This window comes from Amycolatopsis sp. PS_44_ISF1 (assembly GCF_032335455.1).
Lineage (GTDB): Bacteria > Actinomycetota > Actinomycetes > Mycobacteriales > Pseudonocardiaceae > Amycolatopsis.
The window spans coordinates 1,769,401-1,790,358 of the sequence record NZ_JANUXO010000001.1; the positions used below are offsets into that span (position 1 = coordinate 1,769,401).

The 20,958-nt window shown below is 71.8% G+C and carries 21 protein-coding genes; 8 read left to right on the forward strand and 13 right to left on the reverse strand.

All coding sequences use genetic code 11. The features are described 5' to 3' along the window. Positions 1-70: 70 nt before the first annotated feature. The 3 genes from NYF13_RS07995 to NYF13_RS08005 all read right to left on the reverse strand — a co-directional run bounded on the left by NYF13_RS07995 (position 71) and on the right by NYF13_RS08005 (position 2,876). The gene (locus NYF13_RS07995) at positions 71-1,327 is read right to left on the reverse strand and encodes an MFS transporter (RefSeq protein WP_315655314.1); all 1,257 of its coding nucleotides are present in this window, start codon (positions 1,325-1,327) and stop codon (positions 71-73) included. A 462-nt stretch (positions 1,328-1,789) separates the two neighbouring features. Beyond that, complete coding sequence (locus NYF13_RS08000) at positions 1,790-2,464, reverse strand: Crp/Fnr family transcriptional regulator (protein ID WP_003081747.1); 675 nt, start codon at positions 2,462-2,464, stop codon at positions 1,790-1,792. 160 nt (positions 2,465-2,624) lie between these two features. Continuing rightward, entirely contained in the window at positions 2,625-2,876 is a 252-nt protein-coding gene (locus NYF13_RS08005; protein ID WP_037369289.1) for a hypothetical protein, read from the reverse strand. 235 nt (positions 2,877-3,111) lie between these two features. On the opposite strand from NYF13_RS08005, the gene nth reads away from it, so the two are divergent. The 4 genes from nth to NYF13_RS08025 are packed head-to-tail and all read left to right on the forward strand — an operon-like array spanning position 3,112 to position 6,281. After that, complete coding sequence (gene nth / locus NYF13_RS08010; protein ID WP_315657258.1) at positions 3,112-3,795, forward strand: endonuclease III; 684 nt, start codon at positions 3,112-3,114, stop codon at positions 3,793-3,795. Further along, a complete protein-coding gene (locus NYF13_RS08015; protein ID WP_315655329.1) occupies positions 3,792-4,397 on the forward strand; it encodes a TlpA disulfide reductase family protein in 606 nt (201 codons plus the stop codon). The genes nth and NYF13_RS08015 overlap by 4 nt, the downstream gene beginning before the upstream one ends. Then, positions 4,394-5,110, forward strand: coding sequence for a CoA pyrophosphatase (locus NYF13_RS08020; protein WP_315655330.1), 717 nt, complete (start codon positions 4,394-4,396; stop codon positions 5,108-5,110). The genes NYF13_RS08015 and NYF13_RS08020 overlap by 4 nt, the downstream gene beginning before the upstream one ends. Next, positions 5,097-6,281 (forward strand): MarP family serine protease, encoded by a 1,185-nt coding sequence (locus NYF13_RS08025; protein WP_315655331.1) that lies wholly within the window; start codon positions 5,097-5,099, stop codon positions 6,279-6,281. Before NYF13_RS08020 ends, NYF13_RS08025 begins: the two co-directional genes overlap by 14 nt. Positions 6,282-6,349: 68 nt before the next feature. On the opposite strand, the gene NYF13_RS08030 is transcribed toward NYF13_RS08025, so the two are convergent. The 3 genes from NYF13_RS08030 to nhaA all read right to left on the reverse strand — a co-directional run bounded on the left by NYF13_RS08030 (position 6,350) and on the right by nhaA (position 9,092). After that, positions 6,350-7,282 (reverse strand): alpha/beta hydrolase, encoded by a 933-nt coding sequence (locus NYF13_RS08030; RefSeq protein ID WP_315655332.1) that lies wholly within the window; start codon positions 7,280-7,282, stop codon positions 6,350-6,352. A 38-nt stretch (positions 7,283-7,320) separates the two neighbouring features. Next, a complete protein-coding gene (locus NYF13_RS08035) occupies positions 7,321-7,818 on the reverse strand; it encodes a phage holin family protein (protein WP_315655333.1) in 498 nt (165 codons plus the stop codon). Between the two features lie 68 nt (positions 7,819-7,886). Next, positions 7,887-9,092 carry a Na+/H+ antiporter NhaA gene (gene nhaA, locus NYF13_RS08040; RefSeq protein ID WP_315655335.1) on the reverse strand — a complete coding sequence of 402 codons (1,206 nt, stop codon included), beginning with the start codon at positions 9,090-9,092 and terminating at the stop codon, positions 7,887-7,889. Between the two features lie 210 nt (positions 9,093-9,302). Between nhaA and NYF13_RS08045 the strand changes: the two genes are divergently transcribed. Further along, positions 9,303-10,757 carry a peptide MFS transporter gene (locus tag NYF13_RS08045; RefSeq protein WP_315655337.1) on the forward strand — a complete coding sequence of 485 codons (1,455 nt, stop codon included), beginning with the start codon at positions 9,303-9,305 and terminating at the stop codon, positions 10,755-10,757. Between the two features lie 74 nt (positions 10,758-10,831). On the opposite strand, the gene NYF13_RS08050 is transcribed toward NYF13_RS08045, so the two are convergent. After that, positions 10,832-11,497: a DUF2848 domain-containing protein gene (locus tag NYF13_RS08050; RefSeq protein ID WP_315655338.1), complete on the reverse strand. Its 666-nt coding sequence runs from the start codon at positions 11,495-11,497 to the stop codon at positions 10,832-10,834. 56 nt (positions 11,498-11,553) lie between these two features. Here NYF13_RS08050 and NYF13_RS08055 point away from each other — a divergent pair, with 56 nt between their 5' ends. Continuing rightward, positions 11,554-12,840, forward strand: a complete 1,287-nt coding sequence (locus NYF13_RS08055) for an MFS transporter (protein ID WP_315655339.1) — start codon at positions 11,554-11,556, stop codon at positions 12,838-12,840. 252 nt (positions 12,841-13,092) lie between these two features. Here NYF13_RS08055 and NYF13_RS08060 read toward each other — a convergent pair whose 3' ends face one another. The 3 genes from NYF13_RS08060 to NYF13_RS08070 form a co-directional block, all read right to left on the reverse strand. Beyond that, positions 13,093-13,620 (reverse strand): DUF6319 family protein, encoded by a 528-nt coding sequence (locus NYF13_RS08060; RefSeq protein ID WP_315655340.1) that lies wholly within the window; start codon positions 13,618-13,620, stop codon positions 13,093-13,095. Positions 13,621-13,758: 138 nt separating this feature from the next. Beyond that, a complete protein-coding gene (gene acs, locus NYF13_RS08065) occupies positions 13,759-15,738 on the reverse strand; it encodes an acetate--CoA ligase (RefSeq protein ID WP_315655341.1) in 1,980 nt (659 codons plus the stop codon). 97 nt (positions 15,739-15,835) lie between these two features. Further along, positions 15,836-16,417, reverse strand: a complete 582-nt coding sequence (locus tag NYF13_RS08070; protein ID WP_315655342.1) for a GNAT family protein — start codon at positions 16,415-16,417, stop codon at positions 15,836-15,838. Between the two features lie 116 nt (positions 16,418-16,533). Here NYF13_RS08070 and NYF13_RS08075 point away from each other — a divergent pair, with 116 nt between their 5' ends. Together NYF13_RS08075 and NYF13_RS08080 are read left to right on the forward strand one after the other, a co-directional pair. Then, positions 16,534-17,031: a phosphoribosyltransferase gene (locus NYF13_RS08075; protein ID WP_315655343.1), complete on the forward strand. Its 498-nt coding sequence runs from the start codon at positions 16,534-16,536 to the stop codon at positions 17,029-17,031. Continuing rightward, positions 17,028-17,750, forward strand: coding sequence for an oxidoreductase (locus NYF13_RS08080; RefSeq protein ID WP_315655344.1), 723 nt, complete (start codon positions 17,028-17,030; stop codon positions 17,748-17,750). The genes NYF13_RS08075 and NYF13_RS08080 overlap by 4 nt, the downstream gene beginning before the upstream one ends. 16 nt (positions 17,751-17,766) lie before the next feature. Here the strand turns inward: NYF13_RS08080 and NYF13_RS08085 are convergent, their stop codons facing one another. The 3 genes from NYF13_RS08085 to NYF13_RS08095 all read right to left on the reverse strand — a co-directional run bounded on the left by NYF13_RS08085 (position 17,767) and on the right by NYF13_RS08095 (position 20,896). Beyond that, positions 17,767-18,861: a HoxN/HupN/NixA family nickel/cobalt transporter gene (locus tag NYF13_RS08085; protein ID WP_315655345.1), complete on the reverse strand. Its 1,095-nt coding sequence runs from the start codon at positions 18,859-18,861 to the stop codon at positions 17,767-17,769. 176 nt (positions 18,862-19,037) lie between these two features. After that, entirely contained in the window at positions 19,038-19,967 is a 930-nt protein-coding gene (locus NYF13_RS08090; protein WP_315655346.1) for an N-acetylmuramic acid 6-phosphate etherase, read from the reverse strand. A gap of 17 nt (positions 19,968-19,984) precedes the next feature. Next, positions 19,985-20,896: a MurR/RpiR family transcriptional regulator gene (locus NYF13_RS08095; protein ID WP_396287253.1), complete on the reverse strand. Its 912-nt coding sequence runs from the start codon at positions 20,894-20,896 to the stop codon at positions 19,985-19,987. Between the last annotated feature and the right edge of the window lie 62 nt (positions 20,897-20,958).

Here is a 20,958-nt window from a genome sequence, read left to right on the forward strand (position 1 = left end):
CCGGGACGGCGGGCGGATTGGGCCCGGGCGGTGACCGAGGCTGGTGGGCGGCCGGGCCGGTTCGCCCCGGCTACTGCCCCACCCCGACCAGCCGCGCCGGAGCCGCCGTCGTCTGGGGGTGGACCGTGCCGCGCAGCGCCCACACGACGACGGCCAGCACGATGCCCACCGCGCCCGCCGCCAGGAAGGCCGAGCCGGTGCCCACGTGCTCGACCAGGTAGCCGCTCACCGACTGACCCGCGGCCAGGCCCAGGGTCATCGCCGTCAGCACCCAGCCGAAGGCCTCCGCCGCGGTGCCGGACGGGGCGACGACCTCGATGGCGGCCGAGTGGGTGGTCGACTGGGGGGTGATCATGGCGCCGGCCAGGAGCATCAGCAACGCCAGGGCCCACAGCGAGGACGGCAAGGCCAGCAGCGCGACCAGCGCACCGAAGCCGCCGAGCAGGGCGGGCAGGCGCAGGCCCAGCCGTCGCGGCCACGGGTGGAGGCTGTAGGCGACACCGAACGCCACGGAGCTCAGCGACCACGCGGACAGGAGAAGGCCGCTCAGCGAAGAGTGACCGGACTCGGTCGCCGCGGCCGGGACGGCGACCTCGACGAAGCCGATGACCACGCCGAAACCCAGCGCCGCCAGGGCCAGCGTGCGCATGCCCGGACCGGCGAGCGCGCCCATCAGGGGTGCCTTCGCCCGGGGCGCCGGTCCCCACGCCCGGACGGCCGGGCTCAGCGCGAACAGCGTCGCGCCGGTGACCATCGCCGCCGTGCCCGCGACCATGCCGGTACCCGGCCACGGCGCCGTCACCAGCAGACCCGCGATGCCCGGGCCGAGGACGAAGAACACCTCCATGCTGATCGCCTCGTACGAGAAGGCGGCGTTGCGGGCGCTGCCCGCGGGCAGCAGCCTGGTCCACAGCGCCCGCGAGGCCGAGCCGACCATCGGCTCCGAGAGGCCGGTCAGCGCGGCCAGCGCGACCAGCGCGATCGTGGCCGCGTGGGCTTCGATGGCCAGCGCCAGCGAGGTCATCGCACCCGTGAGCACCAGCGCCGTGACCAGCAGCGGGCGCGTCGGCCCGAAGCGGTCGATCAGCCGGCCCTGGATCACCGCACCCACCGAGACACCGGCGAGCGAGCTGGCCGAAACCAGCCCCGCGGTGGCGAACGAACCGGTCTCGCGCTGGACGTACAGCAGGGCCGAGATGCCGATCATCGCGATCGGCAAGCGGGCCAGCACGGACGCGAGGACCGTGCGCCGCGAGCCCGGGACGGTCAGCGCGGTGCGGTAGTCGGCGAGGGTGGTCCGGCCTTCGGAGCGAGCAGAGTGGGACACGCGTACCAGTATGCCAAAGAATGGTACGCCGGTACCACTCGGCTCCCGGTCAGGTGCGTCACGGCCGGGTCCGACGAGGCAAAGGTCTCGATCCTGTAACACCGGGTGGATTCCCGGTGAACTCGCGCAACGAAACCGTGGGGGCGGCGTCCTTGAGAGTGAATGGCCTTGAATTAGTGGGTATGGGCCACGATGGTTGTACAACAGCACAACTCCCAGCTCCCTCTGGCTTTCGGGTCGGGGCCTGGTCCAGAGGGCGGGAGCGCGGGTCGTCGGGGGATGGTCCGCGCACGAGCGAGGAGCCGGTGCGCCACGTCGGGGGTGGCGCCCGGCTCCTCGTTTGGTTTTCACCGGAGTTCCTGGCCCAGAGCCGGAAACCCGCCGGAACGACCGAGGCCACCCACCGCGCGGTGCGGGGGTGGCCTCTGTGGAGCCGGGCCGGGGATCACCCCGCGCCGGGGATCAACGGGCGCGTCGCGCCAGCCGCTCCGGGTCGAGGATCAGCACGCTCTTGCCTTCGAGCCGCAGCCAGCCGCGGTGCGCGAAGTCGGCCAGTGCCTTGTTCACCGTCTCACGGGAGGCGCCGACGTACTGCGCGATCTCCTCCTGCGTCAGGTCGTGCGTGACCCGCAGCAGGCCCGCCTCCTGGCTGCCGAAGCGCTGCGCGAGCTGCAGCAGCGCGCGGGCCACGCGGCCGGGGACGTCGGTGAAGATCAGCTCGGCGACCATGTTGTTCGTCCGGCGCAGCCGGCGGGCGACCACGCGGAGCAACTGCTCGGCGATCTCCGGTCGGGTCGAGATCCACTGGCGCAGGGCCGGACGGTCCATGGTGACCGCGCGGACCTCGGTCACCGTCGTCGCGCTGGACGTCCGGGGGCCGGGGTCGAAGATGGACAGCTCGCCGAACATGTCGGACGGGCCGAAGATGCCCAGCAGGTTCTCGCGGCCGTCCGGGGACTTGCGGCCGATCTTCACCTTGCCGGACTGGATGATGTACAGCTTGTCGCCGGGCTCGCCCTCGTTGAAGATGACGTGGCCGCGGGGGAACTCCACGGACTCCAAGGTCTGGGCCAGAGCCTCCGCGGCCGCCGGCTCAACACCCTGGAAAATGCCCGCACGGGCCAGGGTTTCGTCCACCTCGGGTGCCTCCTCGTCGAGAAACGATCACGCTCCTCCGCTGGTGGAGGCCCGTGTCGCCGATCACTTTCGCGTCAGTCTAGGGCGTGTCGGCAAGATCGCCCGTCGGCTCGCCGCGCGGGGCGTGGCGGTCGGCGACGATCTCGCACGAACGTGGAGCCTAACTCCGCACCTTGCGCGCGCGAAGCCTGGCCGCCCTTCCGCCGAGCCGACGCAGCCGGAACAGCTCCAGGGCCCGGCCGATCCCGTGCCCGTAGAGGGCCCGCACCTCGTTGGGCTGGGCCTGCTCCAGGAACTCTTCGACCTCGTTCTCCTGCACGGCCACGTGCTTGAGCCGGCTTTCCACCCGCTCCATGAACAGCGCGAAGAACATGATCACCAGCGGGACCAGAATCACGAACCACACGGTCATGACATCCATCCACTACTGTCGGTGACAAAGGTAAGCATGGACTCCAGATCCTCGCTCATGGCGGACACGCGTGCGCCGAGGTGGTGCTCTGGCGTGTCGGCCGCCTTCCGGCGGGTGCTCCCGCCCGGCTCGTCCGACTCGCCCGTAGGCTATCGGGGTGCCACCTGCCGCCACCAACGCCCCCCGCAAGGGCGCCGGGGAAAGCCGGCTCGCCTTGGTGAGACGCGCCCGGCGCATGAAACGTTGCCTCGACGAGGTCTACCCGGCCGCCAAGGCCGAGCTGGACTTCACCACTCCCCTGGAACTGCTGGTCGCGGTCGTCCTCTCGGCACAGACCACCGACGTGCGGGTGAACCTGGTCACCCCCGCCCTGTTCAAGCGCTACCCCACGGCCGCGGACTACGCCGGGGCCGACCGGGCCGAGCTGGAGGAGTACCTCCGCACCACCGGGTTCTTCCGCGCGAAGGCCAATTCGGTCCTGGGCCTCGGCGCCGCGCTCACCGAGCGCTTCGGCGGCGAGGTGCCCGGGCGGCTGGAGGACCTGGTCACGCTGCCCGGCGTCGGGCGCAAGACCGCGAACGTCGTGCTCGGCAACGCCTTCGGCGTGCCGGGGATCACAGTGGACACCCACTTCGGCCGGCTGGTGCGGCGCTGGGGCTGGACCACTGAGGAGGACCCGGTCAAGGTCGAGCCCGCGATCGGCGAGCTGATCCCGCGCCAGGAGTGGACGATGCTGTCCCACCGCGTGATCTTCCACGGCCGCCGCGTCTGCCACGCCCGCAAGCCCGCCTGCGGCGCCTGCCCGCTGAAGCGGGACTGCCCGTCCTTCGGCGCCGGGCCGACCGAGTTCGAAGCGGCCGCGAAGCTGGTCAAGGGCGAGGAGCGTGCGCACATTCTCGAGCTGGCGGCGCGCGGGTGACCACGGTCACCAAGTGGGCTCTCGGGGTCGCCGTCCTGGTGGTCGCGCTGCTGGTGGCCCTGCTGACCACGCGGGGTGGCGACGCGAAGAGCGCGGAGCGGGCCACCGGCGACCTCACCGCGGTTCGCGCGCAGGCCGCGCTACGGCCGTGCCCGGCGCCGTCCGCCGCAGCGGCCGCGCCGGACCTCGACGGGATCCAGGCCGACTGCCTCGGCGACGGCTCCCGGCTGGACGTCGGCCGGGTGCTCGGCGGCGGACCGGTGCTGGTGAACGTCTGGGCTTCGTGGTGCCAGCCGTGCCGCGCCGAGCTGCCGGTGCTCGACCGGTACGCCACCCAGCCCGGTGCCGTGCGGGTGCTCGGGGTGCAGGTGGCGAGCCCGGCGCAGGACGGCCTCGGGCTGCTGGCCCGGCTCGGGGTCCACCTGCCGTCGGTGTTCGACGGCGCCGGCCCGGCCGGGCCGATCCGCACGGCGCTGAAGGTCCCGGCCACGATCCCGGCCTCCTACCTGGTGACCGCGGGCGGACAGGTCCGGTTCGTCGCGAACCCCCGCTCGTTCCTCACCACCGACCAGGTGCGCGCAGCCGTGAAGGACTATTCATGACCGGACCGCTCGTCGGCCTCGAAGCCGTGCCCGGCTGGCTGCGGCCGCTGCTCAAGGTGTCGGCCGAGGTCGACAGCCGGGCGTTCTCCCGGTTCACCCCGCCCCAGGACCGGCCGACGCGCCCGGCCGCCGTGCTCATCCTCCTCGGCGAGCGTCCCGACGGTCCGGACGTGCTGCTCCAGCGCCGAGCCGACACCCTCGGCGCGCACGCGGGCCAGGTCTCGTTCCCGGGCGGCGGCGCCGAGGACGGCGACGGCGGCCCGGTCGGCACGGCCCTGCGCGAGGCCGAGGAGGAGACCGGTGTCGACCCGTCCGGCGTGCTGCCGATCGCGGTGCTGCCGGAGCTGTTCGTGCCCGTCTCGCGCTTCGCGGTGACGCCCGTGCTGGCGCACTGGCGGACGCCGTCGCCGGTGCACGCCGTCGACCCGGGGGAGACGGCGGCGGTGGCGCGCGTCGCGCTGTCCGAGCTGACCGATCCGGCCCACCGGTTCCAGGTGCGCAAGTCCGGTGCGCCGTGGCGGGGCCCGGCGTTCGACGTCGGGGGCCTGTTCGTCTGGGGCTTCACCGCCGGCCTGCTGTCCGCGCTGCTCTCGCTCGGGGGCTGGGAACGGGAGTGGGACACCGGCGATGTGCGCGACCTTGACGTAGCGTTGGCCGAACACCAGGCCCGGATCGCGGCCGGAAGCCAGGGGGTGCCGAGTGAACTGGGTTGATGTCCTGGTGCTGCTGCTCGCGGTGCTGGCCGCCGTCTCCGGGGCGTTCCAAGGGGTGATCGTGGCCCTGCCCGCGCTGATCGGCGTCGGCATCGGGGCCGTGCTCGGGGTGAAGGTCGCGCCGTACGTGGTGGAGCTGGTCGAAAGCCCGGTCGCGAAGCTGGCGTTCGCGTTCGGCACCGTGGCGTTCCTCGTGGTGCTCGGCGAGACCATCGGGGTGTGGGCCGGTCGGCGGCTGCGCTACAGGATCAACCCCGACAAGCTGTCCGGAGTGGACAAGACGCTGGGCGCGGTCGTGCAGGCGGTCGCGGTGTTCGTGGTCGCGTGGCTGGTGGCGAACCCGCTGACCACCGTCTCGGCCGTGCCGGGGCTGGCCAAGTCGATCAACTCCTCGGTGGTGCTGGGCAAGGTCAACGACGCGATGCCCGCCGCCGCTCAGGGCTTCCCGGCCGACCTGCGCAAACTGCTCGACGCGTCCGGCTTCCCGTCGGCGGTCTCGCCGTTCCAGAAGGCCCCCTCGGCGGACACCTCGCCGCCGGACAGCACGCTCGACGCCAGCGCGGTGGTCACCCGGGTGCACCCGAGCGTGGTGAAGATCCGCGGCAACGCGCCGTCGTGCTCGCGCGCGCTGGAGGGCAGCGGTTTCGTGATCGCGCCGCAGCGCGTGATGACGAACGCGCACGTGGTCGCGGGCACCGACGAGGTCGGCATCGAGTCCACCGCGGGCGACTACCGGGCGCGGGTCGTGTACTTCAACCCGGAGGTCGACGTCGCCGTGCTGGCGGTGCCGGGCCTGCGCGCCCCCGCCCTGCCGTTCGCCCGGGAGACGGCCGGCGCCGGGGACAGCGCCATCGTGCTGGGTTATCCGCTCGACGGCCCGTACAAGGCGACGCCCGCGCGCGTCCGCGGCCGGATCAACCTGCGCGGCCCGGACATCTACGAGGCGAACACCGTGCAGCGCGACGTGTTCACCGTCCGGGCCGGCATCCGCAGCGGCAACTCCGGCGGCCCGATGCTCACCCCGGACGGCGAGGTGATCGGCGTGGTCTTCGGCGCGGCGGTGGAAGACCCGGACACGGGCTTCACCCTGACCGCGGAGCAGGTCCGCTCGGAGGTCGACGCCGCGCCTTCGCAGACGACGAACGTGAGCACGGGGGCCTGCGCGAGCTAGGGGGGGCGCCTGGTCATCCCTGGCTGCCCGGGTGCGGACCGGCAGCCGGCCGGATCCGCCCCGGCTCCTCAGCCGATGAAGTCCACAATGGACTTGCTCACCCGGTCCGGGTCCTCCAGGTGCGGGAAGTGCCCGATCCCGTTCCACACCTGCGGCTCGCGGTGCGGTCCGGCCCAGTCCACGGACTCGAGCGCGGTTTCCGGGACGATGCAGGTGTCGAGCGCTCCGTGCAGTTGCAGCAGGGGCGCGGCCACGCGTCGGTCCACGGCGTCGGTGAACCGGCGGCCCTCGCCGCGGAACTGCGCGCGAAAGGCCCAGCGGTAGTACTCCAGCGCGGAGTGCGCCACGCCCGGTACCAGCATCGCCTGACGGAAGCGGGCGGCGCTGTCGGCGAAGTCCGTCGAGGACCGCCACTCCGGACCGGACCAGGAGTGGAAGAGGGACTCGACCGCGGCGGCGTCGTCGCGCACCAGCCACTTCTCCGGGGCCATCGGCACCTGGAAGCGGAACAGGTGCCCGGCGGCGCGGGCCTGTCCGTAGCGGATCCGCCAGGCCGAGCGCTTCACCGCGGACTTCAGCGCCAGCGGGTGCGCCGCACCGACGGCGGTCACGGAGGCGACCAGCCGGGGGTGCAGGGCGGCCACCGTCCAGGCGAGCATCCCGCCCCAGGCGTGGCCGACGAGGTGGGCCTGGCGGACGCCGAGGGTCTTGATCAGGCCGCCGACGTCACCGGCCAGCGTCCACGCGTCGTAGCCGCGCGGGGGTTTGTCGGAGTCGCCGTAGCCGCGCAGGTCGACGGCGACCGCGCGGAAGCCCGCCTCGGCCAGCGCGGGCAGCTGGTGGTGCCAGGACCACCAGAACTCGCCGAACCCGTGCAGGAACAGGACCAGCGGCCCGTCGCCGGCCTCGGCGACGTGCAGCCGGATGCCGTTGGCGGAGACGTCGCGGTGCGTCCACGGGCCGTCGGTGCGGACGATCGACGGATCGGGCCTGGACGACACCGCGTGCACCGCCTCAGCGAGGGAACGCCGACGCCGGTTCAGGCGCGGGTCGCGGGCAGGTCGCCCTCGGAGGCGCGGTGCGGCTTGAGGGCCGCGGCCGTCTCCTTGACGCTGTCGATGGTGCGCTCCGGCGCCCTCAGCTTCTTCACCTTGCGCCAGCCGAGGAACGCCGTGACCAGCGTGGTCACCAGCATCAGGCCGAACACGGTGAGGAACGCCGGCCAGCGCACGCCCCACCAGTCGGACAGGATCTCCGCCACGAACAGGAAGAGGAAGTACGTGCTGTAGAGCAGCACGGCCAGCGCGATCAGGAAGAAGACCGCGCCCTTCAGCGCCTTCTTCACCTCGCTGATCAGCTCGGCCTTGGCCAGCTCGACCTCGGCCCGGACCAGGGTGGACAGGTGCTGGGTGGCGTCGCCGACCAGCTTGCCGATGGACTGCTCGCCCGCCGCGGCCTCCTCGTCGCTGGAGAGGGGCAGGTAGGGCACGGCCCCCACGCCGTCGGGACCGGTTCGCTCGTGTTTGGGGCTGCTCACCGGGTCATCGTGCCACGGACCCGATCCCCGGGCGCGGCGGACCGCCGGGAGTGTCGTGATCGGCCGGTTCAGTTTTCGCCGGCGTCGGCTCTCGCGTGGGCCCGGCTGCGCCGCAGCAGCAGCGCCGCGGAGGCCAGCGACGCGATGGCCGAGGCGATCAGCACGGCCGCTTTCGCGAGTTCGGCGGCCTCGCCGGCGAGCGCCAGGTCGGCGATCAGCAGGCTCACGGTGAACCCGACTCCGCCCAGCAGGGCCAGCGCGGCCAGGTCGCGCCAGTTCGTGTCCCGTGGTCTTTCCGCGAGGCCGAACCGCACGGCCAGCGCGCTCGCGCCGAGGATGCCGATGAACTTCCCGCCGATCAGCCCGGCCAGCACCGCCAGCGGCAACGCCGTGGTGAACACCTCGCCCAGCGCGTTGCCGCTCACCGAGATGCCCGCGGCGAAGAGGGCGAAGAGGGGCACCGCGACGGCCGCCGACCACGGCTGCAGCCGGTGCTCCAGCCGCAGCGCGGGTGCTTCGGCCTCACCCTCGTCCGGACGGACCCGCGTGAGCAGGCCGAGCGCGACGCCGGCGATCGTCGCGTGGATGCCCGCCGAGTGCACCGCGACCCACACGACCAGCGCGAGCGGCACGTACAGCCAGGCCGTGCGCACGCGCTTGTGCTGGAGGAAGGCGTACAACGCGAGCGCGGCGACGGCGACGGCCGCCGCGACCAGGTTGAAGCCCGTGGTGAACACGATGGCGATCACCAGGATCGCGCCCAGGTCGTCGACCACCGCCAGCGAGAGCAGGAAGACCCGCGCGCTGCTCGGCAGGTTGGACGCGGTCAGCGCGAGCACCCCGAGGGCGAACGCGATGTCCGTGGCCACCGGGATGGCCCACGCCCGGTCGGCGCCCGGCGCGCCCCCGGCGATGGCCAGCGCGAACAGGGCGGGCACGATCATGCCGCCGAGCGCCGCGACCACCGGCAGCACGGCCTGCTTGAACCGGGACAGCTCGCCGACCACGAGCTCGCGCTTGAGCTCCAGCCCGGCGACGAAGAAGAACAGCGCGAGCAGGCCGTCCTTGGCCCAGTCGCCGACCGACAGGTTCAGGTGCAGCAGCTCGGGGCCGAAGCGGAAGTCGCGCACCGCGCGGTAGACCTCGGCGATCGGCGAGTTGGCCCAGATCAGCGCGACGGCGGTGGCCACCAGCAGGATGACCCCGCCAGTGGTCTCGGTGCGCAGGTAACGGGCGAATTCCGCGGCCACGCGGGCCGGGCGGGAAGCGGGCACGGGAGAAGTCCTCCGGGAGGTGGGCAACACGAACACCGTTGCCGACCAGACTTCCCGGCGCACCTTTAACACCATCTTAACGCACGATCGGGCAAGTCCATGATCGTCATGACGCTCCCCACACCGGATGCCGGTGTCCCGCTGACCGGTTCTGCTTCTAGCATGCGAATCAAGCACGACAGCGTTGTCTAGAGCAGGGAAGAAAAACTTGTGAGCACCTCCAACGAGGTCCAGCAGGACACGAGGTTCTTCGGGCACCCACGAGGGCTGGCGAACCTCTTCGGCGTCGAGATGTGGGAGCGCTTCTCCTTCTACGGCATGCAGGGAATCCTCGCGATCTACCTGTACTACAAGGTCGACCAGGGCGGTCTCGCGCAACCCGAGGCGACCGCGACCAGCATCGTCGGTGCGTACGGCGGGCTCGTCTACCTCTCGACGATCGTGGCCGCCTGGGTGGCCGACCGCGTGCTCGGCTCGGAGCGCACGCTCTTCTTCAGCGCCGTGCTGGTGATGATCGGCCACCTCGCGCTGGCCCTCGTACCGGGCCTGCTCGGCGTCGGGATCGGCCTGGTCTGCGTCGCGGTCGGCGGTGGCGGCATCAAGGGCAACGCGACCGCCATGGTCGGCACCCTCTACCGCGCGGACGACAGCCGCCGTGACGGCGGGTTCACCCTGTTCTACATGGGGATCAACATCGGCGCCCTGGTCGGCCCGCTGCTGACCGGGCTGGCGCAGCAGGAGGTCGGCTTCCACCTCGGGTTCGGGATCGCGGCCGTGGGCATGGCGATCGGGCTGGTGCAGTACGTGCTGGGCCGGCGCAACCTGCCGGACGAGGCCCGGACCGTGCCGAACCCGCTCCCGCGCGCCCACCGGCCCGCCGCGATCGGCGTCGGCGTGCTGTTCGTCGTCGTGGTGGTGGCCGCGGTGCTGGCCGGCTGGGTGACGGCGGCCAACCTGGCCACCGTGACCGCCGCGGTGATCGCCGTGGCCTCGGTGATCCTGTTCGCCGTGGTGCTCAGCAGCAAGCGGATCACCAAGGTGGAGCGGCGCCGGGTGCTGTCGTTCATCCCGATGTTCGTGGCCAGCGCGGTGTTCTGGTCGCTGTACCAGCAGCAGTTCACCGTGGTCACGATCTACGCGGACAAGCGCCTCGACCGCGGGCTGTTCGGCTGGACCATGCCGGTCAGCTGGGTCTCCTCGATCGGCCCGGTGTTCGTCATCCTGCTGGCCGGGGTCTTCGCCGCGGTGTGGACGCGCCTCGGCGACCGCCAGCCCTCGACCCCGATCAAGTTCGCCGCCGGCACCGCGCTGATGGGCGTGGCCTTCCTGCTCTTCCTGCCGACGGCGGGCAGCAGCACGCAGACCCCGTTGCTGCTGCTGGTGCTGATCCTGCTGGTGTTCACCATCGCCGAGCTCAACCTGTCGCCGGTCGGCCTCTCGCTGTCGACCAAGCTGGCGCCGCGCGCGTTCCAGACCCAGATGGTCGCGTTGTTCTTCCTGTCGGTCGCGCTCGGCAGCGCGCTGTCGGGCTCGCTGGCGGAGTACTACTCGGCCGAGCACGAAGGCGCGTACTTCGGCGTACTGGGCGGGATCGCGGTCGTCGTCGGACTGATCATCGCGGCCATCTCGCCGTGGATCCGCAAGCTGATGTCGGGCGTGCGCTGACCCGTGGCGGTGCTCGCGCCGCCGTCCACGGGCCGGCGAGGGGACCCGGCCGGCCGCCGGGTCTCCGAGCCGGTCTATTCGGTCGGTTCCGGCAGCAGCCGCACGTCGTAGGCCAGGTTCAGCACCGCGTTGGATGACGGGTCGGTCAGGCCGACCTGCCAGTGGGTGCCGAACTGGTCCACGGCCGGGTCCATCGGGATGGTGCCCGAGAGCAGGACCGTGCCCGGGGTCGCCAGTTCGCGGGCGCGCAGTTCGGCGAGCCAGTACGCCGGGGTCAGCAGCTCGGCCAGGGTGCCGTCCTGGAGGAGGACGCCGTCCACGTGCGCGGTGAGGCGCAGGGTGTCCAGGCGGTCCTCGACGTCGGACAGGCGCCAGGCGCGGCGGGACAGCACGTCCGGGCCCGCGTTCTTGCTCCACGCCACCCCGTGCACCTCCAGGGCCCGGTCGGTGTGGTCGCAGGCCGCGGTCAGCAGGACGTCGGACGGGGTGAGCACCAGCGCCCACTCCGCCTCGCCGGAGGTGCGGGCGTGCTGGGCCGGCACGGAGTCCGTCTGCATCGCCAGATAGGGCGCCACCGGGTACAGCGCGGGCGTGGCCTTCGGCGCGGGCACCCCCAGCTCGGCCAGCTCCTTCACGTGCGCCGCGACGTCGTCCTGGCTGCGGCCCGCGTAGCCGGCGTTCAGCAGGGTGTGCACGGGCGTTTCCACTTCCGTGCCGTCGGGCAGGGTGAAGCGCAGCATCCGAAACCTCCGGGGGTCTTGCGTCCGATGGTGTATACATGGAGTATATCTGCCCTATGACACCAGAAGTCACCACGGCGCCGGGCACCGACCACCGCTCCCTCCGCCGCGCGTTCGCGGCTAGCCTCGCCGGTACCGCGCTCGAGTGGTACGACTTCGCGGCTTACTCGGTGGCGTCGGCGACCATCTTCGGCCACCTCTTCTTCCCCTCCGGCGACGCGCTCGCGGGCACCATGGCCGCCTTCTCCACGTACGCGGTCGGCTACCTCGCGCGGCCGCTGGGCGGCTTCGTGTTCGGACGGCTCGGCGACCGGCTGGGGCGTAAGCGCGTACTCGTCGTGACGCTGGTGCTCACCGGCGTGAGTACGTTCCTCATCGGCCTGCTGCCCACGTACGCGGCTGTCGGCGGCTTCGCGGCCGTACTGCTCGTCGCGCTGCGGTTCGCGCAAGGTGTGGGCATCGGCGGTGAGTGGGGTGGCGCCGTGCTGCTGTCCAGCGAGTTCGGGGACCCGGCGAAGCGCGGGTTCTGGGCGTCGGCCGCGCAGATCGGCCCGCCGGCCGGAAACCTTCTGGCCAACGGCGTCCTGGCCCTGCTCGCCGCCCTGCTCACCGACGCGCAGTTCACCTCGTGGGGCTGGCGCGTGGCGTTCCTGCTCTCCGGCGCGCTGGTCGGCTTCGGCCTGTGGATCCGGCTCAAGCTGGAGGAGACGCCGGTGTTCCGCCGCATCGCGGAGCTGGGCGACCGGCCGTCCGCGCCGATCTCGGAGGTCTTCCGCGACGAGCGCCGCGCGCTGGCCGCCGCTGTGCTGGTGCGCGTGTGCCCCGACGTGCTGTACGCGCTCTTCACCGTCTTCGTCCTCACGTACATCACTTCACACACCACGCTCTCGCGCGGACAAGGTCTTGCGGCGGTGATGATCGGCTCGGCCCTGCAACTGGTGCTGATCCCGGCGTTCGGTGCGTTGTCGGACCGGGTCTCGCGGCGCCGGCTGACCCTGGTGGCGGTGATCGCGGCGGGGATCTGGCCGTTCGTGTTCTTCCCGATGGTGGGCGACGGCTCGTTCTCCGCGTTGATCATCGGGGTGCTGCTGGCGCTGGTCATCCACTCGGCGCTCTACGGCCCACAGGCCGCCCTGGTCACGGAGCAGTTTTCGGAACGGCTGCGCTACACGGGCAGCTCACTCGCGTACACGCTGGCCGGCGTGATCGGCGGGGCCCCGGCGCCGCTGTTGTTCACCGCTCTGCTCGCCGGTTACGACACCTGGGTCGCGGTCGCGGGTTACCTTGCGGTCACCGCCGTGGTGAGCCTGGCCGGGGTGCTGCTGGCCCGGGACGCGAAGTGAGCGGGGGCGCCCTCTGTCTACTACCTGACCGAAGGCCGTCTGAGGAACACGGTCGACGGGGTCGAAACGTCACTGCGGGCAGGCGAATCGCTCCTGCGCCCGCCCGAGGTCGAGACCATTGTGGACAGTACGTGGGTGGAGTTCGAGTCACCGCGGCCGAAACGGCCGCCGCCGGCCGGAAATCGAGCGGCGATGAGAAAGCCCGGTACCCCTCATCAAGGACACCGGGCCTCCTCGCGCACCACCGGACGATCAGGCGTCGAGATCGGCCAGGGCCTGCTTGGCGGCCTCGAGCTCGGCCTCGAGCTGCGCGACCTTCGCGGCCTGCGCGTCACGGGCCTGGTTGATCACCTCGTCGATCGGGCCGGACAGGTCGGAGTGCAGCTCCTTCGCCGCGCGCGAGACGGCGGCGGCCGGGATCTCCAGTCCCTTCGCGACCCACTTGCTGCCGTTCTTGAGCTCGGCCTGCCACTCGCCGTCGGCCGTGCCGGTGACGGTGAGGATCAGCTCGACCGTGCGGGTCTTCTTCGCCGACGACGCGGCGGTGGCCTTCGGGCGCCCGCGCTTCGGCTTCGGCGCCTCCTCCTCGGCCGAAGCCGAGTCGGAGCCGGAGTCCGAGCCGGGGGCCGGGGCCGAGCCGGAACCCGAGGCCGGCTGCGGCGAAGCCGAGGTCGGCGACGTGGGCCCGGCGGCTGCCGGGGCCTCGGCGGCCTGCGGTGGTGACGCCGTCACCGCTTCGGCCGCGGTGTCCTCGTCGTGCGTCAAGGCTTCCACGGTCATACGTGTCGTCTCCTTGCCCGGATCTGGGGTGGGTACAGCGGCACATCTTAGAACACGCGTTCGATGGCCGCCATTCGGGGTAATCGGGCCCGCAGGGGCGCCCCCGAAGCGGGAGCGCCCCTGCGGGCCGCGGAGAACCTACTCCTGCTTGCCGGACTGCAATCCGGTGGAGATGAGGTCCATCACCGAGGAATCGGCCAGCGTGGTCACGTCGCCGACCTGACGGTTCTCGGCGACGTCGCGCAGCAGGCGCCGCATGATCTTGCCCGAGCGCGTCTTCGGCAGCTCCGGCACCACCATGATCTGCCGCGGCTTGGCGATCGGGCCGATCTCCTTGGCCACGTGGTTGCGCAGGGCCTGGATGGCCTCCTCGCCGCCGTCCACCGCGTTGCCGCGCAGGATCACGAAGGCCACGATGCCCTGCCCGGTGGTCGGGTCGGAGGCGCCGACCACCGCCGCCTCGGCCACCGTCGGGTGCGAGACCAGCGCGGACTCGACCTCGGTGGTCGAGATGCGGTGGCCGGACACGTTCATCACGTCGTCGACGCGGCCGAGCAACCAGATGTCGCCGTCGTTGTCGTACTTGGCGCCGTCGCCGGCGAAGTAGAAGCCCTGCTCGGAAAAGCGCGACCAGTACGTCTCGCGGTAACGCTCGTCGTCGCCCCAGATGCCCCGCAGCATCGACGGCCACGGCTGGTCCAGCACCAGGTATCCGCCGCCGCCGTGCGGCACCTCCGCGGCCTGGTCGTCGACCACCTTCGCGGAGATGCCCGGCAGCGCCCGCTGGGCCGAGCCCGGCTTCGTGGCGGTGACGCCGGGCAGCGGCGAGATCATGATCGCGCCGGTCTCGGTCTGCCACCAGGTGTCGACGATCGGCGCCCGGTTCGCGCCGATGGTCTCGCGGTACCACATCCACGCCTCGGGGTTGATCGGCTCGCCGACCGAGCCCAGCACCCGCAGGGAGGACAGGTCGTACTCGGCCGGGATCTGCGCGCCCCACTTCATGAACGTGCGGATCAGCGTCGGCGCGGTGTAGTAGATGGAGACCTTGTACTCCTGCACGATCTCCCAGTGCCGCCCCTCGTGCGGGGTGTTCGGCGTGCCCTCGTAGACGACCTGCGTGACGCGGTTCGCGAGCGGTCCGTAGACGATGTAGCTGTGCCCGGTGATCCAGCCGATGTCGGCGGTGCACCAGTAGACGTCCTCGCCCGGCTTGTGGTCGAACACGGTGTGGTGGGTGTACGCGGTCTGCGTGAGGTAGCCGCCCGAGGTGTGCAGGATGCCCTTCGGCTTCCCCGTGGTGCCCGAGGTGTACAGGATGAACAGCGGGTGCTCGGCGTCGAACGCCTCGGGTGCGTGCTCGGCCGGCTGGCTGTCCACGAGCTCGTGCCACCACAGGTCGCGCCCGTCGGTCCACGGCACCTCGCCGTCGAGGTCCGAGCCGGTGCGGCGCACCACGAGGACCTTCTCCACGCTCTCGGCGCCTTCGAGGGCCTCGTCCACGTTGGCCTTCATCGGCGCGGCCTTGCCGCGGCGGTACTGGCCGTCGGAGGTGACCACGATCTTCGCGGCGGCGTCGTCCACCCGGGCCCGCAGCGCGGTCGGGGAGAACCCGCCGAAGACCACGCTGTGCAGCGCGCCGATCCGCGCGCAGGCCAGCATGGCGAAGATGGCCTCGGGGATCATCTGCAACTGGATCGCGACGACGTCGCCCGCGTTCACGCCCAGCGAGATCAGGGCGTTCGCGGCCTTGGACACTTCGTCCTGAAGCTGCGCGTAGGTGATGTCGCGGGTGTCGCCGGGCTCGCCGACCCAGTGGATCGCCACCTGCTCGCCGTGGCCGGACTCGACGTGCCGGTCCACGCAGTTGTACGCGACGTTCAGCTTCCCGCCGACGAACCACTTCGCGAACGGGGCATTGGTCCAGTCCAATACCTGGGACCACTTCGTGTCCCAGGTCAGGCGTTCGGCCTGCTCGGCCCAGAACTGCTCCCGGTCGGCGTCCGCCTTCGCGTACAGCTCGGCCTGGGCATTGGCCTGAGCAGCGAATTCGTCGCTCGGGGGGAACGTACGGCTTTCGTTGAGCAGATTGTCCAACGCTGGGGACTGCTCGGTCATGGTGCAAGGCCTCCTGTAGTGCGAACCCGCGGCTCACGGCACGCTAGCGACGGTAGTCCGCCCAGGACAAGGGTGCAGCGACCCGGCTCGGGCGGGTTCAGCCGAGCCGGGCCCGCAGCCGTGCGCGGGCGCCGGGCCATTCGGCGTCCGTCATCGAATACAGCACCGTGTCGCGCGAGCTGCCGTCCGGGCGGACGCGGTGGGCCCGCAGCAGGCCCTCGCGCAGGGCCCCGAGCCGTTCGAGGGCGCGCTGCGAACGGAGGTTCCGGCTGTCGGTCTCCCACGCCGCGCGCTGGGCCCCGAGCACCTCGAAAGCGTTGCGCAGCAACAGGAACTTCGCTTCGGTGTTGATCGGTGTCCGCTGCCACCGCGGCCCGAGCCAGGTGAACCCGATCGACAGGATGCGGTGCTTCGCCACCATCTGGTAGTACGAGGTGGAGCCGGCGACCCGGCCGGTCGCGACGTCGATCTGCGCCCACGCCAGCCGGCCCGGCTCGGCCCGCGCGGTCTCGATCATCGATTCCGCCGCGGCCAGGTCCTCGGGCATCCGCTGGCTCATCCAGGACCAGATGCCGGGGTCCTGCGCGGCCTCGAACAGGCCCTGCGCGTGCTCCGGGGAGAGCGGCTCGAGGCGCACGTGCTCGCCGGACAGGGTCGGGTGTTGGCTCCAGTCGCTCATGGACACCAAGCTACGGCCGGAAGTGGCTTCCCACGATAGCCATTTTTCGATCATGTGAAAAGTCCAATTCTCCGGTGCTTATGCTCGCGGGAACGATCTAGCGAGAGGGCGCGGGGATGGCCGGAGAACGGGAAGACCTCACCTGGGAGTTGTTCGGCTCGGCCAGCCGGGAGCTGGCCGAGGCGGTGGCCGCGGACGGGTTCGCCCCCGACCTCATCCTCTCCATCGCGCGCGGCGGCCTGTTCGTCGCCGGTGCGCTCGGCTACGCGCTGGACGTGAAAAACCTGCACGTGATGAACGTCGAGTTCTACACCGGCGTCGACCAGCGCCTCGACCTGCCGGTGATGCTGCCGCCGGTGCCCAACGTGGTGGACCTCAGCCGCAAGAAGGTGCTGGTCGCCGACGACGTGGCCGACACCGGGGCCACGCTCAAGCTGGTCCGTGACTTCTGCGCCGACCACGTGGCCGACGTCCGCTGCGCGGTGATCTACGAGAAGCCGCACTCGACGGTGAAGGCCGAGTACGTGTGGCGCCGGACCGACCGGTGGATCAACTTCCCGTGGTCGGTGCTGCCGCCCGTGGTCGAGCGCGCGGGCCAGGTGCTGGACGCATGACCGACCCGTTGAAGCCGCTGCTGGCCCTCGAAGGCGTCGCGACGGCGGCGAAGTCCGCGCAGGACGCGGTGTTCGCCGTCCACCGGCTGCCCGCGAACCTGCGTGGCGGAGCGGAGACGGCGGCCGAAGCCTCGGTCCGCGCCGCGCGCGCTTCGGCCGGCATCGACGGTGCCAATCCCGAACTGCCGGTCGGCGGAGAGGTGACGGATCCGCTGCTGGCCGGCGCCCTGCGGGTCGCCGAGTCGCTGGAGGCGGTGCTGCCGACCTGGCGCCGCGCGCCGTTGCAGGCGTTGGCCCGGCTGCACGTGCTCGCGGCTTCGGACCTCGTCGAGGACTCCGACGCGCTGGGCCGCCCGCGCACCGGCGGTTCACGGCTGGAGCTGCTGGCCCAGCTCGTCACCGGCGCGACGTCGGTGCCCGGCCCGGTCCTCACGGCCGTGGTGCACGGGGAACTGCTGGCGCTGCGGCCGTTCGGGACGGCGGACGGGGTGGTCGCCCGCGCGGCGGCCCGGCTCTCGATGATCGCGACGGGTCTCGACCCGAAGGCGCTGACCGTGCCGGAGGTGGCGTTCTTCCGGCGCGTGCCCAAGTACGTCGAGCTGGCCGCCGGGTTCGCCGAAGGCACCGAAGACGGCGTGCGCGCGTGGCTGCTGTTCTGCTGCGAAGCGTTCGAGACCGGGGCGAACGAGGCCCGCGGCATCTCCTCGGCGGCCGGGTGACCAGGACGCCGGGTGACTAGGACTCGGTCAGCCGCGCGGACCACTTCTCCTCGATCCGGCCGAACCGCCAGACCGCCAGCGCCACCAGCCAGGTCAGCACGAACAGGCCGATGATGGCGAAACCAGCGTAGTCCAGGTCCACCTCGGCGATCGCGGCGAGCGGGCCGTGGGTGATGCCCAGCCGGTCGGCCAGGATCGAGGCCAGCTCGATGGTGCCGATCACCAGCGCGACCGCCACGGACAGCGCGGTCACGGTGAGGTTGTAGAAGATCTTGCGGATCGGCCGGGCGAACGCCCAGCCGTAGGCGAAGTTCATGAACACCCCGTCGGCCGCGTCGAACAGGCTCATCCCGGCGGCGAACAGGATCGGCAGCACCAGGATCGCGTACCAGGGCAGGGCGAACGCCGCCGCGCCCGCCGCGAGCACGAGCAGCCCGATCTCGGTGGCGGTGTCGAAGCCGAGCCCGAACAGCAGGCCCACCGGGTAGATGTGCCACGGTTCGCGCACGGCCTTCGTCGCGCCGCTCAGCAGGCGGTTCAGGAAGCCGCGGTGGTCGAGCTGGCGTTCGAGGGCGGCCTCGTCCACTTCGCCGCGGCGCACCTTGGCGAACACCCGGACGATCCCCACCAGCACCACCAGGTTCATGGCCGCGATGAGGTAGAGGAACACGCCCGAGACGGACGTGCCGATCAGCCCGGTGGTCTCGTGCAGCGTCGAGGAGCCGTCCTCCAGCGGCCCGGCCAGCGCGCGCACGCCCAGCGACAGCAGCAGGCACAGCGCGAACACGATCGTCGAGTGCCCGAGGGAAAACCAGAACCCGACCGAGAGCGGGCGCCGGCCGTCGGACATCAGCTTGCGGGTGGTGTTGTCGATGGCGGCGATGTGATCGGCGTCGAACGCGTGCCGCAGGCCGAGGGTGAACGCGGTGACGCCGAGCCCGATCCCGAACCCGCCGGCCGTCCCGAGCGCGTAGTGCCGCGGTGCGATGACCAGCACGAGCAGCCCCCAGCCGACGAGGTTCAGCAGCAGGACGAAACCGGCCATACCGGCGATCGACGCCCATTCCGCCCGGGACAGCCGTGGTTGCCTGCCGGTGCCCGCCTCACCCATCGCCCGCCCGTTCCTCTCGGTGAAACCGCTGAAAGGCTAAGCAGCCGACCAGATGGACCGCAACGGCGTCCGCTGCGCCTCGGACGCCACGAAGGCCTCCTCGCCCGCGTCCGACGCGGTGAAGGAGGCCTTCGCAGCTCGCCGCGCCCCTGCGCGGTTTCGCCGTTGGCTCTGGGTCAGCCGGCTCGCAGCTGGAGGGCGTCCAGCGCCTTGCGCACGTGCCCGCCGTTGGCCGCCAGTGCTTCGGCGGCGTGGCCGACGTCGCAACCGGACAGCAGGTGCACCAGCGCGGTCTTGAGGTCACCGCCGGACTCGGTCAGCGCGTCCGAGCAGTCGGCCATGGTCATGCCCGTGGCCTCCTGCAGGATGCGGATCGTCCGCCCGCGCAGCTTCGCGTTGGTCGCGCGCATGCTGACCATCAGGTTCGAATAGGTCTTCCCCAGCTTGATCATCGTCGCGGTGGAGAACGCGGTCAGGATCAGCTTCTGCGCCGTGCCCGCCTTCATCCGCGTGGAGCCCGCGAGCACCTCGGCCCCGGTGGCCACGGCGATCAGCACGTCGACCCCGGCCGGCTTGGCCGCCCTCGGGTTGGCCGAGACCAGACCGGTGTGCGCGCCGGCCCGGCTGGACGCCTCGAGCGCGCCCAGCACGAACGGCGTGCGCCCGGACGCCGCCAGGCCGAGCACGAAGTCACCGGAGCGGACCACCGCGGACAGCTCGGCCGCGCCCGCCTCGTCGTCGTCCTCGGCGTTCTCCACGGCCTGGCGCAGGGCCTTCGCGCCCCCCGCATGGTGGGCGACGAACCAGTCCGAAGGCACGTTGAAGGTCGGCACCAGCTCGGCCGCGTCCAGCGTGGCCAGCCGGCCGGACGTGCCGGCCCCGACGTAGTGCACGCGCCCGCCGCCGCGCAGGGCTTCGACCGCGTAGTCCACCGCGCGCGCCAGCTCCGGCAGCACCGCGGCCACCGCGTCGGGCACCCGGCGGTCCTCGGCGTTGATCGCGCCGAGGATCCCCATCGTGGACATCAGGTCGATGTCGGTCGTGCGGGGATTGCGCTGTTCGGTCGGCGAATCGACGTGCACCGCCTGGCAGGGGACGGACATCATGCGCCTCACTTCTCGCTTCACTTACCGGTTTCCCGCGGACGGCGGCGACCGTCGGGCCTGACCCCGAGCCGGTGCGAGCCGACCGCGTCCCTCGTCGCGTCCAGCGCGTTGACCGAGGCGTCCATGTGCCGCTGGGCCACCCCGATGAACAGGCAGTCGATCACGGTGAGCTGGGCGATCCGGCTCGCCGTGGCCCCGGAGCGGAAGGTGGTCTCCCGCGCCGCCGTGGTCAGCACGTAGTCGGCGACCTCGGTGATCGGGGAGCGCGGGAAGTTCGTCACCGCGACGGTAATGGCGCCGTGTTCACGGGCGACCCGCAGGGCCTCCACGGTGTCGGTGGTCGCGCCCGTGTGCGAGACGCCGATCGCCACGTCGCCCGGGCTCAGCACCGCGGCCGAGGTCAGCATGATGTGCGTGTCGGACCAGGCGAAGCAGACGCGGCCGATGCGGTGCAGCTTCTGCTGCAGGTCGGCGGCGACGAAGGCGCTGGCTCCCACGCCGTACACGTCCGCCCGGCCGGCGCCGGCGAGGGCTTCGATCACGTGCTGCATGGTCGCCACGTCGAGCTGCTCGGCGGTCTCCTCGACCGCGCGCGCGTCGGCGAAGCTGACCTTGCCGATCACCGCGGCCAGGTCGTCGTCCGGGCCGATCTCGCCGCCGAGGTTGCGCGTGGTGCGCGCCTCGGTGCGGGCGGTGTCCGCGGCGAGCGCGATGCGAAGCTGCGGGTAGCCGCCGACGCCGACCGCCTTGCAGAAGCGGGTCACCGTGGTCTCGCTGGTGTTGGCGGACAGCGCCACCTCGGTGATGCTGCGTCTGGCCACCGCGGCCGGGTTCTCCAGCACGACCTGAGCCACCCGCTGCTCGGCGCGCGCCAGACCCGGCAGCAGCGACCGGATGCGGACCAGCGGGCTCGAGTCCGCGTCACGCACGGTGGCCTGAGCTGCGATGGGCTCGGACGGTACCGCCACGATTACCGATTCGGCACCGTCCA